Genomic DNA, 18476 nt, shown 5'->3' with positions numbered 1-18476 from the left:
GGGTCATTTGACCCGCACGGGAAGGGTGAAGCCATAGCTGCTCTTGGTGAGTTGCTTAGGCGCTTTCGCGAATTTTCCGATACGACGCACAGAAGTCAGCACTGCTTGGTCCACTTTGGCGGACCCCGATGATTTGACGACAGATGCGCTTTGCAAGCGGCCGTTCGGTGCCACTTTCAAACGGATTACCACGCGATTTGACGTAGCTTTAACCTTCCCGATGCGCACGCCGCGTTGCAGGCGAGGCTGAATTTTTCCCGCCCAAACCGACATCAGGCTGGCCTCTTGGCCTTTGCCTAGGGCATTAGATTTCTTGGAGCTACCCGCTTGATTGCTTTTTCCTGCGCCGGCCGCTTTTTGTGTTGCGGCACCAGCGGACGCTGAAGACGCCTTGTCCGCAACTTTTTTGTTTGGATCTGGCTTCTTCTCAGGTTTCTTTTTCGGAGTGGGTTTCGGTTTTGGTTTTTTGACGGGTTCAGGCGGTAGCTCCGGTGCCGGCTCCGGCGTGTCTATAGCCTGATCAATGGTCGGTTCTGGTGGCCGCAAAGTGGGGCGTTTGAGCGGCGTGACAGGCGCTGGTGCCGTTTCTCTAAGTTCCGGTGCAGGGGCTGTTTCAGGCACCTGGAGAGTGGGCGTTGTAGGCGCGGTGAGCGTTGGTTGTGTCGGCAGCGGTGTGCGTGCAAGATCCACGTCCGGTTGATTGGGCAGATCTTTGGGTTGCAGTGCGGCAATCTTGATTTCCGCGTTTGGCGCCTCGTGCAAGGCCATTGCCGGAGCGTTTATCGCATCGGTGATGTCGAGCTCAGGCTGTTCGATTTCCACGACCTGAGCCTGGTGCGTCGGGGCTGCTGTCCAATCCGCCAAGACCGTTTCGATGGATGCGGGGGCGCCTGTGATGGACACAAATGCGTCGCCGCCAGCCCCGTCAGCATCTCCTCCATCCTCAGCACTGCGCATGGCAATCAGGACGTGGATGCCAAGGGCGAGGCTTAGGAATACGATAAGTTCAGTGATCTTTTTCATGGCGCTTGCACCACCACTTCAACACGGGAAAAGCCGACTGCGGACAGGCGTTGCATGACTTGTGCTAGGCGGTCGCCGTCCAATGAGGCATCGATACGCAGTTGCAGGACCTTGCCGTCTCCGGCAGCGGCGGAAATGGCGGCGTAGGCGGCATCTCCCGCTGTTCCCTGGAACTGCAAAGCGGCCTCTTTGCCTACGTAAAGAACGAACTCCCCATCCGGCTCTGCTGCTTTTTCTGCGGTGGGAGGGGAAACCTCGAAAGGTTCTGGCGGTGCGATTTGCGCGGTCATCAGGAAGAAGATCAGCAGCAAGAAAACCACGTTGATCATCGGAACGATGCTTTCTGCACGTGGTTTGCGAGGGGGATTGTCGAAGTCCATGTCTACTCCACCAGTACGATTGAGGTGAAGCCGGCAGCGCGAAGTTGCTCGGAAATGGCCACAACTCGTTGCACGGTCGCGCCATCGGTGCTGCGCAAAACAATTGTTTCTGTCGGTTTTTCCATCAGTTCTGTGAGGGCAGGGATGAGGCCTTCGGCGGTGCGTGTGATACCGTTGAGGCGTAACTCTTCGGGCAAGATGTCCACGAGTTTTGGGTTACCGGTGAAATCGCCGCCGGATGACGCCAACGGGATTGGCAACACTTGATCCATACCAAATCGGGATGCCAGCATGAAGAATACTAGCAATAGAAACACCACATCGATCATGGGCGTTAGGCTGGGTTTGCGGCGAAACCGGCGAGAGTCGGTGAACTGCATTGGGTTACTCAGCCGCCAGGGCTTGCAAATCAGACCCATCAACCTCTTTGCGTGTCACAAAGATACGCATGGCGGCATCTTCGACGTCGCGGCGCATGCGGTCGATAACCGCCTCAAACCAGGTCAGCGCGGCAGAGGCTGGAATCGCCACTGCCATACCAGCCGCGGTGGTCAGAAGCGCTTCCCAGATGCCCCCGGCCAGCAGGGAGGGATCGGCGCGGCTACCGCTTTCTTGAAGGGCTTGGAATGCCGCGATCATACCCAGAACGGTACCCAACAGACCGAGCAAGGGGGCGATTGTGGCAATGAGTTCCAATGCGCGCAGGCCGACAGCGGCTTCGCCCAACTCGCGTTTGGCCACGCGGGAAGTTTCTTCCCGTGCGGCATCTTCCGTAAGGGTTTCCCAAGCTGTGATTGCTGCACCAACCACTTTGGACCGCAAGCCTCTACGGCGCGAAACCAACGCCTGAGCCGCCTCGGTGTTGCCATCCTCATATAGTTTTACGGCTTTTTGAGCCTTGCCCCGAGCCCACGCACCAATCAGGGCTAGGCGCCAGATTTTCCAAAGAATTAGCGCGACGGTGATGACTGAGAGCGCTGCAATTGCCCAGATAGATGGACCACCGTCTTGCAAGAAAGTTGTCGCTCGCTTGGCAGCGGCTTCCACTTGTTCGGTGGCAGTTTGTGGGGTTGCGTCGAGTATTTCCACCGGCGTATCCGACGTCGCTTCTGAAACATTGGCGCTTGTCTGGTCATCTAACGACGGTGCATCATCTTCAGTGATTAAGTTTTCCACAACAGGAGCTGTAGCACCATCTGTTTCAACACTCGGTTGAGAGGACGGTGCGGTGTCGCCGGGGACTTGTGCCTCCGAATTCGGGATACTTAAGTTCTCTGGAGCGGTAGGCGCTTCAATAGATGGGACACCTTCTTGATGCATTTGGAGCGATTGTGGTGCCGTCTCAACAACCGGGGATGTGGGTAGTTCTGGTGCCGCTACGCTGTCGGTCTGTGCTGAAACCGAGGTGACGCCAGCAATCGTGACGGCGCAAAATAGCGCCGCAGATTGAAGAATTGAGGTGGTCAAACGGGTGGACATGGCGACTCCAGTGTACTCATTAGCCAGGGTGAGACAGAAAGCGCGCGCGTTTAGGTGTCCGACCACAGGCATTGCGGTTTTGACTTCTTGGCGAGCGGCTGCGGCTAAGCTGTAAGCATGGCTGGAAGCGTTGCCTTCGGATAAAAATGTTGATGGTTTTTGTCAAGTAGTGCGGACTCGCGGCCTGGTTGTTTCAGCGGTGCTTTGCAGCAGACGGAGATATGCCAAATGCTCGCCGAAACGCTGTTGAAAAGTTCTCTGGCGTGGAAAAACCAGCGATTTCGGCAGCGTTAGAAACGGAAAGTGTACTGGTTTCCAATAGTTCTTTGGCCATAGACAACCTCATTGTACGGGCATAGCTCAAAGGTGCACAGCCATGAGCTTTTTGCGTCAATCGGCGGAGCGAGGAAAGGCTAAGCCCGCCTGCCTTTGCCAACGCTGCCAAGTCGGGTAGGGGGCCAGTGGATTGAATAAGGTCTTCAACGCGTTTGAGTTGGGATATTTCGCGAGGCGTGAGGCCTATTGTTGTTTCCGGCGCGGACAAATTTTTGAAACTAGAGGCTACCAATTCCAAAACCATGGCTTCGCCTTGAAGGCGCGAGATGGGCGAATGAAAGCCATTCATCGATGCAAGGTTCTCCAGGATTTTCACGTCTTTTGGAGTCGCATTCCAATCGGCGCGGTATTGCTTTTTGTTTTGTAGGACAGCTGGTTGCGGTAGCTTGAGGTTTTGTTCATGCAACCACTCATGTGACATCTGAATGCTGACTTTGCGCACATATTCGCCCGGAGCGCTTCTGCGCTGGAACCTCAGCGTTTCGTCAGTTGCAGATAAGGAAAATTTCACCGGACCATGTTCTTTGCGGCCAAGTTCCATTGGTTTGTCGTCCAGCCAAGCCTCGGTGGCCCCCTCTAGGAAGCAGTTGAGTATCGCGCCTGGGATGCGCTGGGTTTTGGTCTCGAAGCTGCGTCTTGCTTTTGCGTTGAGTGTATGGATTCCCAGCCCTTCGCGAAATTCCGTGGCTGTGACTAGACCTTCAAATACGTTGTCTTCCGGCAGGTCTGCGCGGCGAAACCAGTTGATTTTGTCAGAGTGGGTCGCGCCTCTGTAGAAGGCGGTGCAGGGCTGCGCCATTGACAGACTTTCTTTTCAAAATGGTCCCAAAAGCTTGGCGGTTTTGAGTTTGCACAGCCTGCAAAGGTTTTTGAACAGGAGGCAAAGGTCGTCGTCTGGCGTGGGTTTGAGCGGCAGTCTACTTACCTGACAATAATAGTCAATAAATGAAGGGACAAAGTATGACCCATCCGCTCCCGCGCCTGAAGCTGTTAGCAACAACAGCTTTGTGTGCGCCTTTCTTCGCCCTGTCGGCCTATGCCCAGGATCTGGCAGAAGATTATGAACTTGATGAAATCCGCATTGAGGCTGATGACGCTCAAACTGTGCTGGGCAACCACACGATTTCGCAGGAAGACATCGAGCAGCGTAATCCAGCGACTATCAGTGATGTGTTTGACGGCGAATCCGCGGTGAATGCCAGTGGCGGAGCTGCCATTGCAAAGAAGGTTTATGTGAACGGCATCGAAGAAAGCCTGTTGAACGTGACAATTGACGGTGCGCGTCAAAACAAATCTGCGTTCCACCACACTGGTAACGTGTTGATTGACCCCGGCTTGTTGAAAGCGGTTGAGGTTACCTCGGGTCTGGCACCTGCAGATGGTGGCCCCGGTGGTTTGGGCGGCTCGATTGCCTATACCACCAAAGATGCGTCAGACATGCTGGACGAAGGCGACACGTTTGGTGGTCGTCTGACATTGGGCGGCGGCAGCAACGGATTTGGATTGCGCTCAACCCTGTCGCTTTATGGTCAAACCGGAGGTCTTGACTACGTGTTGCACGGCGCACGTCACAAAGGGGATGACTACAAAGATGGTGATGGCACCACAGTACAGGGCACTGAGGCTGGCCTGACAGACTATGTCGCCAAATTTGCCTATACGTCTGACGAAGGTCATCGGGTGGCGTTCTCGGCCTCTGATACACGTGACACCGGCGATCGGGCAGCACAGGAAGGACCGGGCCCTTTTGTATTTATCCGCCCGGATTTTGCTGGTTTGAACTCAGGCCCAAACATCATCATTGATGCGCTTGCACGGCGCACATCTTACTCGCTGACCTATACCAAAGAGGATGCGCGGGGTTGGTTCGATCCGTTTTTCCAGATTGCCTACAACCAACAGGAAATCGACGCGGGCGATGGTTGGGGCGAAAACACCAGCCTGAGCGGGACGTTTAAAAACACCTTCCAGCTCAACAATGGCACTGTTTCCGGCGGATTGGACTTCTTTGACGAAAAGGCGGAAGGCCGCACAGCAAGTTCGGTAACGCCATTGGCCTACGGAGGTACAGAGAAAACGCGGAACATCGGTGTTTTTGCACAGGTCCGTCAGGACCTATCGAGTCGTGCATCCGTATCCTACGGTGCGCGTTTTGACTTCCAAAACTTCACCGGTGCAGATGGGTCCAAGTTTGATGACAGCGGTTTGAGCGCCAATGCAGCGATTGACTATGTTCTGTCTGATTTCTGGACAGTGAATGCAGGGATTGCGTCGATCTTCGGCGGCTACGAGTTAGGTGAGGCGACACTGATCAACTTCTTTGCGCCTTGGGATTACATCGGCTTGGACACCTCACGCAGCAACAGCGCGCGGCTTGGCCTTCGGTTCGACAACGGGCCTTGGGTCGCGAATGGTGCGTTGTTCTACACAGAGATCAACGATTATGTGTCTGGATTCCCGGTTCGAGGTGGAACACGGGCGACAGCCTCTGACATCACCACGCAAGGTTTCGATGGCTCGTTGGCTTACCATTGGGGGACTGGTTTTGCACGACTGAACTACACTTACGCGGATGTTGAGGAGAATGGCGCAACCATCGATTCCGAAGGGTATTATCGAGGGCGCCCAATGGGACACATTGTGGTACTGGAAAGCGCTTGGCAGGCTGGTAAGGGCTGGACACTTGGCGGGACTGCAGAAATTGCTCCGACTTACAGCGATGCCAACATGGAGGCCTATTCCGTATGGAACGCCTATGCCGAGTACGTTCCGCCGAATATGGAAAACTTGCGGGTGCGTCTCGATTTGCGCAATCTATTTGACGAAACCTATGTGGCGCGGGCCAACGACTCCGCTGGTAACACCAATAACCGTCCTATCCCGATGAACGAGCCGGGGCGCACCATTGCGTTGACCGCGACGTTGACTTTCTAAGCCACTTTGGCGCCCCGTCCTCCCTCGGGGCAGGGCGCCAGAATTCAGCCTCTTGCTAATACCTGATTATTTTTGTATGGATTGCATGAATCAACCTAGAGGTTTGATATGCGCGCGACAGAAGTAACAAGTTGCTCCAAAGGTTTTCGGGATCGGCTCTGCCTAGCGGAGCTCTTCAGTGAAATTCCATGGCCAGGATTGTGGTGCACAGACCGCTTCATGGACAGAATCGCGCAATCAAACCTGTCGCTTCAGCGACATGGCTGACATCGATCGCACTATTAATATCTTGACCAAATTGGAGACGGACATGCCTGAGGGCTCTTCCACCCCAACCACCAGCGAAACGCCAGTATACAACGCGGAAGATTTGACCGCTGGCGGTAACCTAGCCCAAATACGTCTCTCGGAAGCCGTTTATACTTTGCGGATTACCCGTCAGGGCAAGTTGATATTGACCAAATAACTTTAACCCAGTGGGTATCATTCTCCTTTTTAGCATCTGTAGGAAAACCCCTTTCGAGGGGTTTTCATTTCTCGGGGTTCCAAATTTTTTGTAAGCACTTCTCCGGACCTCTCGGACTTCTAGTCGCCGTAAGTGGCGTGAGAGCAGCATGTCAGATGACCATCGACAGCAGGTCTTTCTGCCAATGGGCTGGTGCGCTCAGTGAGGCCTGTTGAGAGGGTTTCAAACGTCAGTTCTTTGGTTCGCCACTAAAGCGTCAAGGAGTTATAGCAATGCGCTGTGGTTCAATTCGGCGCGCAGGGCGCGAATTCGGGCGCGTTGACCGGCGGAAATGTGAGCGCGCATCGCGTTCTCGGCCGAGTCGCCATCCCGGGCGCGCAGCGCGTCAAGGATGGCCGCGTGCTCGGAAATCGCGCTCTCAAAACGTTCTTCGTCAGCCAAGGTCGTGCGGCCTAGGATCAGCATGGCCTTCTGTAAGGCGAGCATCGACTTGATCAGGAAGCGGTTTTTGGCGGCTTCCAAAAGGGCACGGTGGAATTGACGGTTGAGGCGCGAAGCTTCGATGCCTTTGCCGGCCCTGGCGATTTCTTCGCAAATCGCGGCCAACTCAGTGATTTCTAAATCGGAGGCCACGCGCGCAGCCATGCGCGCGGCGGTGCATTCAAGCACGCTGCGCATCTCATAAAGCTCCATGACTTCTGAATAGTCCAACTTGCGGACGCTGGCCCCAACGCGCGGCAGGTGAGTGACCAGACCGTCGGCTTCAAGTTGGCGAATGGCTTCACGGACGGGGGTGCGGCTGACCCCAAAACGGGTGGCCAGATCCGTTTCCCGGAGGCGGTCTCCTGGAGACAGACGTCCTTCGCGGATTTCCATGAGCAATGCGTCATAGGCAGCGTTGCCTTGTAGGTTTTCGCCGGATGTGAGGTCGTCGCTCATGGGGCTATCTCGCTGTGACTTGAATTATTGTATCCATGTGTATACAAGAGGATGCAATCAGTCAATCAAGATTGGAATCACCCGTGACCATGCTGCGACTTCGGGCCACCACCTTTGCGGTGGCGGCGTTTGGGGCTTTTGTTTTCTGGATGCTGGCTCTGCCTTTGCCGTTCCTGTTTGGGCCAATGGCAGCTTGTCTCATTGCGGCGCTGGGTGGAGCCCAGTTTGCGGGCTTTGGCCAGATCACGGCGGGCGCGCGGACCATTCTTGGCGTGGCGGTTGGTACCTCAATAACGCCAGAGGTGGCTGCACAGTTGCCAAGTATGGCCGGTTCGATCGCTTTGATGCCGCTCTATATTTTTCTGATCGCGCTGATCGGCGTGCCGTTCTTTCACAAGATCTGCAAATTTGATCCGGTGACATCCTACTACGCCGCGATGCCCGGGGGGTTGCAGGATATGATCTTGTTTGGGGAGGAAGCGGGGGGCAATGCACGCGTACTGTCGCTGATCCATGCGACGCGGGTGTTGGTGATCGTGACTGTGGCACCGATCATGTTGATCTCAGTGTACGGCGTGAGCCTGTCCAATCCGATCGGGCAGCCTGCCTCTGAACTGCCGCTGCATGAAATGGTGATCATGCTGGTGGCTGCGTTGGTAGGCTGGAAAGGTGGCGAACGGGTCGGGCTGTTTGGCGCGTCTATTCTGGGGCCGATGATTGTTTCTGCGGCTTTGACCATGGGCGGCGTGCTCCACTCACGTCCACCGCAGGAAGCAATCTGGACGGCGCAGTTTTTCATCGGCGTGGTGATCGGCGTGTATTACGTTGGTGTCACCCTGCGCGAGTTGCGCAGCGTGGTGCTGTCCGGGTTGGCTTTTATGGTGGTGTTGGCGGTGCTAGCGGCTTGTTTCGCGGAGATCGCCACGCTGTTGGGGCTTGCGCCTGCAATGGAAGCGTTCTTGGCCTTTGCGCCTGGGGGGCAGGCTGAGATGACAGTGCTGGCCATCGTCGTTGGGGCGGACCTGGGATTTGTCATCGCCCATCACCTGACACGGATTGTGTTGGTGATTTTAGGCGCGCCTATCGCGGCGCGCCTGTTGAAGCCAAAGGCCTCGGGTTAGTTTTTCTTTTGAAAGGCGATCATGATCAACGCCAGTAAGGACGAACCCAGCATCAAGAGCAGGCTGACCGCATTCAAGAGAGGCGTTGAGCCTTCTTTAAGGCGGTCAAACATGGCGATGGTCAGGGGCGCATCGGACCCAACGAGCATCAATGTCGTGTTGAAGTTTTCAAAGCTCATCAGGAAGGCCACCACAAAGGCGCCAATCATGGCAGGCGCCAGATAGGGCAGGGTGATGGTGCGGATCGCTGTGAGGCGTCCAGCGCCAAGGTTGAGCGCGGCTTCTTCCAGTGTGCGGTCAAACTTTTGAAGGCGCGCACCAATCACCAGCGTGGCGATGGTTGTGATGAAGGAGAACTGCCCCAGGATCACCAGCCAAAGGCCAGGGCGCAGCGCTTCCACATCCCATTGGAACCCATCCCAGAGACCATTGGCCAGACGGCTGGAGGCCACCAAAATTGAGATGCCCAAAACGATGCCCGGGATCACCAGCGGCAATAGCATGAAGACATAGAGTAGACCCTGACCGCGGAATTTATAGCGGTTGAACAGGAAGGCGTTGGAGAGACCGACAACCATCGAAAGTGCGGAGACACAGAAGGCCACAAACACCGACGTGCCAATGGCACGCAGGATGCTGCGTTCGTGGAACACACCAATCATGGGGCGTTCAGAGCCGAAGAACCAGTTCCACGTAAAGCCTTCCCAAGGCAGGGACGGAAACTGGCTGTCGTTGAAGGCAAAGGCCGCAACTACGATCAAGGGTAATGCGAGGAAGATGAAGAACAGAACAACATAGGCCGCATATGCCGTGGTGAGTAGGCGGGATTGTGGGATTGAGGGGATCATAGTGTCTGCTCCTTATCCCATGGTCTTTTCAAGCGATTGGCCGGTCAGGCGCAACATGCCCCAGACAATCACAGAAGAGAGGATCAACAGCAGGAAGCCGAAGGCGGCGCCAAGCTCCCAGTTGAAGCGCACGATGAACTGCGAGTAGATCAACTCGGTGAACCAGAGGCTTTCTTTGCCACCCAGCATGGTGGGGGTCAGGTAGTTGCCCAAACAGAGCATGAAGACGACGATGGAGCCGGAAACGATGCCGGGCATGGCGTGCGGGATGATGATTTCGCGCAGAACGCTGAGCCCGTTGCCGCCCAGATCGTAGCCCGCTTCGACAACTTCGTCTGGAAGGCTTTCCAGAGTCGTGACCAAAGGCACGACCATGAAGAGCATCGAGGTATAGACGAGACCCACCATAATGGCTGCATCGTTGTAGAGCATCTCCACCGGGCCGCTGGCAAGGCCGACGGACTGCAACAGATTGGAGATGATGCCGGTTTCGCGCAGTAGGATCATCCAGCCAAAAGTGCGCACGAGCTCGGAGACCCAAAATGGCACGAGACAGAGCAGGAACAGCGCCGATTGGGTGCGGCCTTTGGCCATTTTGGCGATGTAGTAAGCCACAGGAAAGCCGATCAGCAACGTCAGAATGGTTGCAAAGATCGACATCACGGCGGTGCGCAGGAAGGTCACCAGGTAAAGCGGTTCCTGGAAGAACGTTAGATAGTTGGCGAAGCTCAGGTCATATTGACCAACGCCAACGCGCTCCCGCATCGACACCAGAAACAGGTCGATGTGAGGGATGAAGATGAGGAGCACCAGCCACAGCAGTAGCGGGGTAAGGAGAAGGACTAATCCAAGTTTGGCTTCGCGGTGCATCAGGAGGCTCCTGCGGCAAAGCAATTGGCCTGATCACTGGCCCAGCCAATATGGATTGGCGCGCCTTTGGAAAGGTTTGCAAACTCACCGGATTGCGGCAGGTTGACCGCAACCTCTCCGTGCCCGGCCGTGTCGCGGACCATGACGCGGGAGGCTGCGCCATTAAACAGGATCGAGGTCACAGTACCGGAGATTTGGTTGTCGAAATTGGCGAGGTCATCAGCGTTGTGGGCAATGCGGATTGCTTCCGGACGGACAAAAGCGTCAACGGTGTCGCCTTCAGACAGGGTGCGCCCATGTGTGGCGCCGCGCAGGGTGAGGCCGGAGGTGGTTTGCACAAGGGCGTTGCCGCCGTCTTGTTTCACAACCTTGCCCGACCAGCGGTTGCTGTCGCCTACAAAGCCCGCCACAAAAGCGGTGTCGGGGCGGTAGTATAGGTCTTGCGCGCTGCCAACCTGCTCAAAACGGCCGGCGTTCATCACGGCGATGTTGTCAGACATCACCAGTGCCTCGGACTGGTCGTGGGTGATGTAGACAAAAGTGGTGTCAAACGCGGCTTGGAGGTTTTTGAGCTCCACCTTCATGTGTTCGCGGAGCTTGAGATCAAGCGCGCCGAGAGGTTCGTCAAGCAACAGCACATCGGGTTCAAGCACCATACAGCGGGCAATGGCCACGCGCTGTTTCTGACCGCCAGAGAGTTCGTCGACACGACGGTGCCCGATGCCGGGTAGGCCGATGCGTTCGAGGGCTTCGTCGACTTTGAAACCAATGTCTTTCTTGTGCATGCCCGCGCGGCGCAGGCCGTAGCCGATGTTGTCGGCGATGTTCATCATGGGGAACAGGGCGAGGTGCTGGAACACCATGTTCACGTGGCGCTTGTTTGGCGGCACGTTCAGAACCGATTTACCTTTGATCTCGATGTCGCCGCTGGTTGGTTCCAGGAAACCAGCGATCATACGCATGATCGTGGTTTTGCCGCAGCCGGATGGCCCAAGGATCGAGAAGAAGGACCCCGCTGGCACGGAGAAGGACACGTTGTCCACCGCTTTGCTGTCGCCAAATTGCTTGGTGAGGTTGGTGCACTGCAGATCAGGCGTCATTGGGTGAGGTCCTTTAAAGTCGTCAAAAGCGTGCGCCCGGTTTGGGCACACGCTGTTTTTGTTTCAAAAATGGTAGGGCTTACTTGGCCGCTTTAACGCGATCCAGAACGCCACCTTCGATGGCTTCCAGGCCGGCTGGCACTGGTGGATACCACTTGATGTTGTCGATGGCTTCGGCTGGGAAGGACGCCTGATAGCGGGCTTTCAGATCGTCTGCTGCGAAGGCGTCTGCGCCTTTGGAGGCGGTGAAGTTGCCTGCGGCTGCGGTGATCATCGCGGCCACTTCAGGCTGCATCACAAAGTTGATCCACGCATAAGCTGCGTCGTCTGCTTTGCCTTTGGCTGGCAGTACAAAGGTGTCAACCCAGCCCAGTGCGCCGGATGCTGGAGCCACAAAGGTGATGTCGGCGTTGTCAGCGTTCAGTTTCCATCCGCCGGTATCCCACGCCATGGAGGCCACAACCTCACCGGAGCGCATCAGGCCCATCAGCTCGTCGCCGCCACCCCAGTAGGTTTTCACGCCTGCTTTACATTCGATCAGCTTGGCTTCGACCTGCTTCATGATGTCTTCGTAAGCTGCTGCGTCGCCATAAGCTGCGAACGGGTCCAAACCCATGGAGTAGGCAAAGCCGATCAGGGTTGGGCGCTTCAGGCGGTAGGACACTTTGCCTGCGACGTCAGAGGCGCAGAGGTCGGTGTAGTCCTGAACCATGGAGGCTTTGGCTGTGTCGACAACCAGGCCGGAGGTGCCCCAAACGTGCGGCACGCCGTAGACGTCGCCACCTACTGTGGTGTTGCCTTTGGTGGCGTCCAGCATGGACGGAATGAAGAGGGAGGCGTCAATCTTGGACAGGTCGATTGGTTTGTAGATGCCGAACTCTTCCTGGGGGCCTGCGATGCGGTCCTGGCTTGGCTGTGCCAGATCAAAACCACCGCCACCAGTGGCGCGCAGCTTCGCGATCATCTCTTCGTTGTTGGACTTGGTCACTTCAACGGTGTGGCCGGTTTCGGCTTCAAATTTGGCAACAATTTCTTCTGGTGCGTAGCCGCCCCAGGTCAAAAGACGCAGAGTGTCGGCGGACGCAGCACCGGCGCCAAGTGTGGCGGCAACGGCGATGGTCGCGGACAGCTTAAATGATTGATTTTTCATGGAACATATCCCCCTGGGATTTTTCTTTTGGTGTTTGGTGCCGCTACCATGGGGGGAATGTATCATTTGGTCAAATATTTTCGTCACGCGTTACGAAAGTTTCAGATTTCACACTTTTGGGTTGTGAATTCATCGACTTGCCGATGAAAGACTGGGCTCCGTGTGTGGGTGCATGTGTGGCTTAGATGCGACTTTTGTCCATTTTTGTGGTGGGTTTGGTCATTTACTTTGCCCTCGGTGAAAGTATTGTCCAGTTTCGAATTGCGCGAGGAAGAAATGTCAGTCAACCCAGCCACCAAGTTTGCTTTGGATCCCCATAGTGCGGCTTTCGCCGCAGACCCATATGCCGTGTATGCCGCCATGCGGGCGATGGACACGCCTTACTATTGGGAAGAGGCGGACACGTGGATGTTGACCAAGATGGCGGATATTGAGGCCGTGGCGCTCAACAAAACCATGTTGCGCAACAATGAAGCCTTCATAAGTGCGGCAGATCGCAAGGCACAGCAGCGCGCGATCAACTTTCACGATATGCCCTTTCACGAGCGATATGTGCAGGTGAACTTGCTGGAAAGCGAGGGAGAGACACACGACCGCTTGCGCAAAGTTGTGTTTCGGGAATTTACCCCTGCGATGATTGCGCGTCAGAGAGATGCCATTCAGGCCTTTGTCGATAGGTTGCTAGATGATCTGTCAGAACAAGACGAAATTGATTTTGTCAGTGATTTTGCCGCGCATGTGCCAGGGCATATCATTGGTAGGGTGCTGGGTGTCCCGGACGAAGATGCGCCAAAACTGCGGAATTGGTCCGAGGAGGTCGTCCGCTACTATGACCCAGGGCGGGGCGACGCGGACAAGGCACGCGCGGAACTGGCCACAAAGGAGTTCTACGAGTACCTGCTGGACCTGTTGGCGGACCGCGAGGCCGCGCCGCAGGAAGACTTGCTCAGTCGCTTGATCGCGCACCGCGATGCCGGGCAATTGAGCCAGGACGAACTTATCTCTACGGCCATGTTGATCCTTATGGCGGGGCACGGGTCTACCATTGATGTGCTGGGCAGTGGCATGCACGCATTATTGCGCTTTCCAGAACAACATCAAAGGCTTCGGGATGATGCATCGTTGATGAAAACGGCTGTGCAAGAGATGTTTCGGTTTGAATCACCACTGCCGTATTTTCATCGGTTTGCCACTGAAGACACGGAGGTTGGCGGTAAGATGTTCCCGGCCGGAACGCGTTTCGGGTTGCTGTATGGCGCGGCCAACCGCGATCCAGCACGGTTTGAGAACCCGGATGTGTTTGACGTTGGCAGGACGCCGAACCGGCATATGGCTTTTGGCGGCGGTGGACATTTTTGTCTTGGCAACCACCTCGCACGCCTGGACATGGATGTGATTTTTTCAACGATCAACGCGCGGTTCTCCGACATCGTGTTGGCGGAAACAGATGTGAAGTACAAACACGGCCTTTCTGTGCGCGGGCCAGAAGCGCTGCGCATTGGGTGGAAACGGGCGTAAGAACAGGACAAGGCTATGATTAAACTGACTTTTGTGCAGGCTGATGGCGCGCGGTTTGAGGCAGAGGCGTCTCTTGGCACTTCGCTGATGCAGGCGGCTGTGAATGCCGCTGTTGATGCGATTGCCGCGGAATGCGGCGGCGCCTGCGCGTGCGGAACATGCCACTGCGTGCTGCCGCAAGAGTGGTTCGAACGCGTAGCTGCGCCGGAAGCGGATGAAGTGGACATGTTGGAGTTTGTGATTGATCCGCAACCCACCAGCCGTTTGAGTTGTCAGGTGCTGGTCACAGAAGAGATGCAGGGCATGGAGATCAACGTGCCGGACACGCAGGTGTGAGGGCAGGCAGCCTTGGTTGCGTTTGAAAACTCGAGCATTGTGTTCAATGCTTCGCCTGCGGACCTTGGCATTTGGCCCTATACCGTGCCGGTGGCAGGGCGCACAAATGCGCGGGGCGTAGATGGCATGGTCCGCCAGAACTATCACCAACATGTGTTGATCCTAACGCTGGGTGGCACAGGGGCTATCGAGGTTGGTGGCGCCGCCTATGAGGCGCAGGCGGGCGACCTCTCATGGATTGATACCGCGCTGACCTATGCGCATGGCGCAGAAGCCGAAGAGAAATGGAGCTATCTCTGGATGGCCGTTTCGGGACACGGGCTGGATGCCCTGCGTCTGCAGCTGGGGTTTGATGCCGCACCGATTGAGAGCGGGTGTCAAGAACTGAATGTGGCATTCGAGGCGGCTCTTGCCACGCTTTTCCAGCCGGATGCCAACACCCCCGGCGCTATAAGTGCTTTGGTGGGCAACGTGCTCGCCAGGGTGGCGTCTTTGCGCTCTGATTGTCTTTCAGCCCGGGACACAACGGTGGTTTCCAAGATCGCCGAAAAGGTTCGCAAAGAGCTGGATCGCGCCTGGACCATTGCTGATTTTGTATCCTTTACTGGCTTGAGCCAGTCCCAGCTGTTTCGTCGTTTCAAGGCAGAAACTGGCAACAGCCCGATGGGCTGGCTGCGCAGGGAGCGGATTGTTTTGGCAAGCTATGTGTTACGCACGACAGAAAAGCCGATTGCACAGGTGGCATTGCAATGCGGTTATCAAGATCCGTTTCACTTCAGCCGGGATTTCAAACGGATGCAGGGCCTCTCGCCTCGAGCGTATCGGGTTCAGGCGCAAGGGGAAGGGTGATCTGTTCCAGTTCTGGTAGCTGAATTGGCGATTTTTGCTGCCGACCGCTGAGTTTGATTGAAAGCATGCTTTCCAAGGTGAAATAGGCGCGCATCATTCGAAACACCGTGTATTCAGGCAGGTACAAAATGGCGCGGGGCGTCTTGTTGATGAGTACAGCGCCTAGCGCCACCAAGGTTGGCGCGCCGAGAATAACGGCGGCAACGGCCGTCCAAAGCGGACGCGGACCGGTGTCAAAGGGCTCCAACAATTCAATCAAACCAAAGATCACCAAGGGGATGCCCATGGTGCGCACGGCTGTGTTCAGCAACATGATTGGCAAGACAAGCCAGCCACGCAGTGAAGGGTTGCGAAACTCCGTTGCCTCGCGGCAGCGTGCTGTGATGTGAAACGCGGAGCGGAACCAGCGCATGCGCTGTTCACGCATGTGTGCGTAGCTTGCCGGAACTTCGGATTCATAGCGCACCTGCGGGTCGACCTGGATGCGGTAGCCCAATTCGCCAATGCGCATCGACATATCACTGTCCTCGCCGTTGAGGCCAAAGGCGAAGCCGCCTAGTTGGCGCACCAGATCACTGTGATAGACCGCAAACATGCCGGAGATCGCGACCTGGCCGTCAATCGCGGTGTTGGCGATGGCATAGTATCCGTGATTGATAAGCACTTCAGCCAACCGCGCGCGCTCAAAAAATGAACGGCCGCGGGTGTTTGGTACGCCGCCCAAGCACCCAAGATGCGGATCGGTGAAGTGGCGCAGGGCAAACCGCAAGGAGTCTGGATCAATTTGTGTGTCAGCATCGATCCGGATGACCAAATCGGTTGTTACAGCCGCAAAACCTGTGTTGAGGGCGTGCGCTTTGCCGGGACGTGGCTCGTTGATGACTCTGCCTTTGGCGTACGCGAAGTGGTCAAAGGTCGTGTTGGCAACGGCAAACGTACCGTCGATTGAGTTGTTGTTCACAACGTAAACCGTGACTTGACCTGAATACCTTTCGGCGGCCTTGTCGATGGCCTGCAGTGTGGCTGCGATGATGTATTCTTCATTGTGCGCCGGAATGACAATTGTGACATCTGGCGCGAAGTCCTTCGTCTCTTTTTCCTTTCGACGGTCCCAGACCGCCAGCAAATACATCATGAAAAAAAGCGATGGCAGGAACAGGAACACCCCAGGACCAAGACCGCCTAGCAAAGCGCGGCCTCTGAGCCAAGAGACTGACTGCAAATCCAACTTATTGACCCACCATGATAGAACGCCTGCGAGGACTACCAGTACCCCAAAACGCCCAAATGAACGGAGGGGATGAGCCGGGGTCACGGCCATATGCACTGGCGCTGGCATTTCGCCCCAAGTGTAGAGGCGGGCGGAGAAGACTGCGAAACCGATCAAACCCGTTGCGATTTGAAGATTTCGCAGAGAAATCGGGACATCAAAAGCCTGCCACAGAAAGATGGAAAGCAGATCGATGGCGAGACAAATTGCCAGAAACGAACCGACCAGATCGGCAATGAATTTCAGGCGTACAATGGCAGAGCCATTGGCGAACAAACCAAAGCTTACAAAAAACGCCAGCAGGAAGTGGCGAATGGCGATGAAGTGTTGGCCGGGCACTGGCGCAAAAACCCAGTCATTGGCCGTAAAGAAGCTTCCGAGCAGTGCGTCGTTTTGCAAGACAACCAGCGATAAGGCCCCGAGCACAGTAAAAGTGACCAAAACCGCTGGCGCTTTCCAAAGCGGCACACGGCCAGACAGTTTTGCGGGCTGGCTGTCTACCGACCAATATTCGTTTTGGGAGGCTTTGGGTGGATCGCTCACCGTGTCTCCTGAAAAATGGCAAAAAAAGATCCGGCCCGACTGTTGTATCGGACCGGGATAGCGTTTGGAAAGTGTTTATGCGGCGGGCTGAGCTTGACCGGCAAGCAAAGCCGCTTCTGTCACCACACCAGCGTGCTGGTCTTTGGTCCAGATCGAAGCTGCTGCAACGGTGGTGCTGTCAAAGCGGTCCGCGTAGCGCCCTGCAATCTCGACGGTTTCCTCCAGCAGCCCTTCTTCCAGAGTGGTTGGCTCAAGTCCCAACGCTATGAAACTTGCGTTGCTGACTCGAAGGTCGTTTTCCGCCGCTTCTTTGCGGGGGTTCTCGACCATGGCCACCTGCGCGCCGCTGATAGAGGCCACCAGGCGCGCCAGATCGCGAACCCGGTGGGTCTCTGTCATCTGGTTGCGTATTACAACGCGGTCGCCTTTGGCGGGCGGGTTTTCTATCGCCAAACGAATGCAGCGCACAGTGTCGCGAATGTGGATAAACGCGCGTGTTTGACCGCCGGTGCCGTGCACCGTCAGAGGGTGGCCAACCGCAGCCTGAACCAGGAAGCGGTTCAAAACCGTGCCGTAGTCACCGTCATAGTCAAACCGGTTGATCAGGCGCTCGTCCAGTTTGGTTTCGGGAGTTTGCGTGCCCCAAACAATGCCCTGGTGCAGGTCGGTCACTCGGATCTGGTCGTTCTTCGCGTAGAATTGGAAGAGCAGTTGGTCCATGGATTTGGTCATGTGGTAGACGCTACCCGGGTTGGTTGGGTAGAGGATCTCTCGCTGGTAGATGACGTTGTCATCGCCCGAGACCATGACTTTTTGGTAGCCTTCCGGAATTTCCAGGCCGTCGCCGTCGTAGCCGTAAACCCCCATGGTGCCGAGGTGCACTACATGTGTGTCCAGCCCCAGTGCCGCAATCGCGGCGAGCAGGTTGTGAGTGGCTTTGATGTTGTTGTCCACGGTGTAGCGTTTCTCGGTCAGACCGCGCATGGAGTAGGGAGCGGCACGTTGTTCGCCAAAGTGCACCACGGCTTCCGGTTTCAACTCGTCCAGTAGAGAGTGCAGAGCGTCAAAATGCTGGGCTGCGTCGATGTTTTCGAAACGGATGGTGTTGCCTGACACCTCTTCCCAAGTTGTCAGGCGATCTTCGATGGATGCGATTGGGGTTAGGCTTTGCGCGCCAAGGTCTTTGTCGATGCGGCGGCGGGACAGGTTGTCCACGATGGTCACGTTGTAGCCGCTGCGCGACAGGTGAAGCGAGGTTGGCCAGCCGCAGAAGCCGTCGCCGCCGATCACAATGATGTTCTTTTCCATGGTAGT

At 56.1% G+C, this 18476-nt stretch carries 18 protein-coding genes; 6 read left to right on the top strand and 12 right to left on the bottom strand.

Annotation, left to right across the window (positions count from 1 at the left end; translation table 11 throughout):
* Positions 1-3: 3 nt before the first annotated feature.
* The 5 genes from MK208_RS15880 to MK208_RS15860 form a co-directional block, all read right to left on the bottom strand.
* Positions 4-822: a TonB family protein gene (locus MK208_RS15880; RefSeq protein WP_294118314.1), complete on the bottom strand. Its 819-nt coding sequence runs from the start codon at positions 820-822 to the stop codon at positions 4-6.
* A 197-nt stretch (positions 823-1019) separates the two neighbouring features.
* Entirely contained in the window at positions 1020-1403 is a 384-nt protein-coding gene (locus tag MK208_RS15875) for a biopolymer transporter ExbD (RefSeq protein WP_294118313.1), read from the bottom strand.
* A 2-nt stretch (positions 1404-1405) separates the two neighbouring features.
* On the bottom strand, positions 1406-1783 hold the full coding sequence (locus MK208_RS15870) for a biopolymer transporter ExbD (protein ID WP_294118312.1): 378 nt from the start codon (positions 1781-1783) through the stop codon (positions 1406-1408).
* A gap of 4 nt (positions 1784-1787) precedes the next feature.
* Positions 1788-2882 carry a MotA/TolQ/ExbB proton channel family protein gene (locus MK208_RS15865; RefSeq protein WP_294118311.1) on the bottom strand — a complete coding sequence of 365 codons (1095 nt, stop codon included), beginning with the start codon at positions 2880-2882 and terminating at the stop codon, positions 1788-1790.
* Between the two features lie 193 nt (positions 2883-3075).
* Positions 3076-4017 carry an AraC family transcriptional regulator gene (locus tag MK208_RS15860; RefSeq protein WP_294118310.1) on the bottom strand — a complete coding sequence of 314 codons (942 nt, stop codon included), beginning with the start codon at positions 4015-4017 and terminating at the stop codon, positions 3076-3078.
* A gap of 161 nt (positions 4018-4178) precedes the next feature.
* On the opposite strand from MK208_RS15860, the gene MK208_RS15855 reads away from it, so the two are divergent.
* Both MK208_RS15855 and MK208_RS15850 read left to right on the top strand, forming a co-directional pair.
* A complete protein-coding gene (locus MK208_RS15855; RefSeq protein WP_294118309.1) occupies positions 4179-6152 on the top strand; it encodes a TonB-dependent receptor in 1974 nt (657 codons plus the stop codon).
* Positions 6153-6462: 310 nt separating this feature from the next.
* Positions 6463-6618, top strand: a complete 156-nt coding sequence (locus MK208_RS15850; protein ID WP_294118308.1) for a hemin uptake protein HemP — start codon at positions 6463-6465, stop codon at positions 6616-6618.
* 264 nt (positions 6619-6882) lie between these two features.
* On the opposite strand, the gene MK208_RS15845 is transcribed toward MK208_RS15850, so the two are convergent.
* A complete protein-coding gene (locus MK208_RS15845; protein WP_294118307.1) occupies positions 6883-7557 on the bottom strand; it encodes a GntR family transcriptional regulator in 675 nt (224 codons plus the stop codon).
* A gap of 89 nt (positions 7558-7646) precedes the next feature.
* Between MK208_RS15845 and MK208_RS15840 the strand changes: the two genes are divergently transcribed.
* Positions 7647-8678, top strand: a complete 1032-nt coding sequence (locus MK208_RS15840; protein WP_294118305.1) for an AbrB family transcriptional regulator — start codon at positions 7647-7649, stop codon at positions 8676-8678.
* Here MK208_RS15840 and MK208_RS15835 read toward each other — a convergent pair.
* The 4 genes from MK208_RS15835 to MK208_RS15820 form a co-directional block, all read right to left on the bottom strand.
* Positions 8675-9526, bottom strand: a complete 852-nt coding sequence (locus tag MK208_RS15835; RefSeq protein WP_294118304.1) for an ABC transporter permease — start codon at positions 9524-9526, stop codon at positions 8675-8677. The genes MK208_RS15840 and MK208_RS15835 overlap by 4 nt on opposite strands.
* A 12-nt stretch (positions 9527-9538) precedes the next feature.
* Complete coding sequence (locus MK208_RS15830) at positions 9539-10396, bottom strand: ABC transporter permease (RefSeq protein ID WP_294118303.1); 858 nt, start codon at positions 10394-10396, stop codon at positions 9539-9541.
* Positions 10396-11496, bottom strand: coding sequence for an ABC transporter ATP-binding protein (locus MK208_RS15825; RefSeq protein WP_294118302.1), 1101 nt, complete (start codon positions 11494-11496; stop codon positions 10396-10398). The genes MK208_RS15830 and MK208_RS15825 overlap by 1 nt, the downstream gene beginning before the upstream one ends.
* A 79-nt stretch (positions 11497-11575) precedes the next feature.
* Positions 11576-12646, bottom strand: coding sequence for an extracellular solute-binding protein (locus MK208_RS15820; protein ID WP_294118301.1), 1071 nt, complete (start codon positions 12644-12646; stop codon positions 11576-11578).
* A gap of 276 nt (positions 12647-12922) precedes the next feature.
* Between MK208_RS15820 and MK208_RS15815 the strand changes: the two genes are divergently transcribed.
* From MK208_RS15815 to MK208_RS15805, 3 genes are read left to right on the top strand one after another with little or no spacing between them, the layout of a single operon-like run.
* A complete protein-coding gene (locus MK208_RS15815) occupies positions 12923-14164 on the top strand; it encodes a cytochrome P450 (protein ID WP_294118300.1) in 1242 nt (413 codons plus the stop codon).
* 15 nt (positions 14165-14179) lie between these two features.
* Positions 14180-14500 carry a 2Fe-2S iron-sulfur cluster-binding protein gene (locus MK208_RS15810; RefSeq protein ID WP_294118298.1) on the top strand — a complete coding sequence of 107 codons (321 nt, stop codon included), beginning with the start codon at positions 14180-14182 and terminating at the stop codon, positions 14498-14500.
* Positions 14501-14539: 39 nt separating this feature from the next.
* Positions 14540-15349 (top strand): AraC family transcriptional regulator, encoded by an 810-nt coding sequence (locus MK208_RS15805; protein WP_294118296.1) that lies wholly within the window; start codon positions 14540-14542, stop codon positions 15347-15349.
* Here the strand turns inward: MK208_RS15805 and MK208_RS15800 are convergent.
* Together MK208_RS15800 and MK208_RS15795 are read right to left on the bottom strand one after the other, a co-directional pair.
* The gene (locus tag MK208_RS15800; RefSeq protein ID WP_294118294.1) at positions 15288-17162 is read right to left on the bottom strand and encodes a glycosyltransferase; all 1875 of its coding nucleotides are present in this window, start codon (positions 17160-17162) and stop codon (positions 15288-15290) included. The genes MK208_RS15805 and MK208_RS15800 overlap by 62 nt on opposite strands.
* A 75-nt stretch (positions 17163-17237) precedes the next feature.
* Positions 17238-18470 carry an NAD-dependent epimerase/dehydratase family protein gene (locus tag MK208_RS15795; RefSeq protein WP_294118293.1) on the bottom strand — a complete coding sequence of 411 codons (1233 nt, stop codon included), beginning with the start codon at positions 18468-18470 and terminating at the stop codon, positions 17238-17240.
* Between the last annotated feature and the right edge of the window lie 6 nt (positions 18471-18476).

This window comes from Shimia sp. (assembly GCF_022448905.1).
Lineage (GTDB): Bacteria > Pseudomonadota > Alphaproteobacteria > Rhodobacterales > Rhodobacteraceae > Shimia.
Note: the sequence above shows the minus strand (reverse complement) of the source record. Positions and strands in the feature narration are given on the sequence as shown.

Coding starts and splice junctions, on each gene's coding strand:
- MK208_RS15845 (WP_294118307.1), bottom strand. CDS start 7,557: ATGAGCGACGACCTCACATCCGGCGAAAACCTACAAGGCAACGCTGCC.
- MK208_RS15855 (WP_294118309.1), top strand. CDS start 4,179: ATGACCCATCCGCTCCCGCGCCTGAAGCTGTTAGCAACAACAGCTTTG.
- MK208_RS15795 (WP_294118293.1), bottom strand. CDS start 18,470: ATGGAAAAGAACATCATTGTGATCGGCGGCGACGGCTTCTGCGGCTGG.
- MK208_RS15835 (WP_294118304.1), bottom strand. CDS start 9,526: ATGATCCCCTCAATCCCACAATCCCGCCTACTCACCACGGCATATGCG.
- MK208_RS15820 (WP_294118301.1), bottom strand. CDS start 12,646: ATGAAAAATCAATCATTTAAGCTGTCCGCGACCATCGCCGTTGCCGCC.
- MK208_RS15875 (WP_294118313.1), bottom strand. CDS start 1,403: ATGGACTTCGACAATCCCCCTCGCAAACCACGTGCAGAAAGCATCGTT.
- MK208_RS15865 (WP_294118311.1), bottom strand. CDS start 2,882: ATGTCCACCCGTTTGACCACCTCAATTCTTCAATCTGCGGCGCTATTT.
- MK208_RS15860 (WP_294118310.1), bottom strand. CDS start 4,017: ATGGCGCAGCCCTGCACCGCCTTCTACAGAGGCGCGACCCACTCTGAC.
- MK208_RS15825 (WP_294118302.1), bottom strand. CDS start 11,496: ATGACGCCTGATCTGCAGTGCACCAACCTCACCAAGCAATTTGGCGAC.
- MK208_RS15830 (WP_294118303.1), bottom strand. CDS start 10,396: ATGCACCGCGAAGCCAAACTTGGATTAGTCCTTCTCCTTACCCCGCTA.
- MK208_RS15815 (WP_294118300.1), top strand. CDS start 12,923: ATGTCAGTCAACCCAGCCACCAAGTTTGCTTTGGATCCCCATAGTGCG.
- MK208_RS15840 (WP_294118305.1), top strand. CDS start 7,647: ATGCTGCGACTTCGGGCCACCACCTTTGCGGTGGCGGCGTTTGGGGCT.
- MK208_RS15870 (WP_294118312.1), bottom strand. CDS start 1,783: ATGCAGTTCACCGACTCTCGCCGGTTTCGCCGCAAACCCAGCCTAACG.
- MK208_RS15810 (WP_294118298.1), top strand. CDS start 14,180: ATGATTAAACTGACTTTTGTGCAGGCTGATGGCGCGCGGTTTGAGGCA.
- MK208_RS15850 (WP_294118308.1), top strand. CDS start 6,463: ATGCCTGAGGGCTCTTCCACCCCAACCACCAGCGAAACGCCAGTATAC.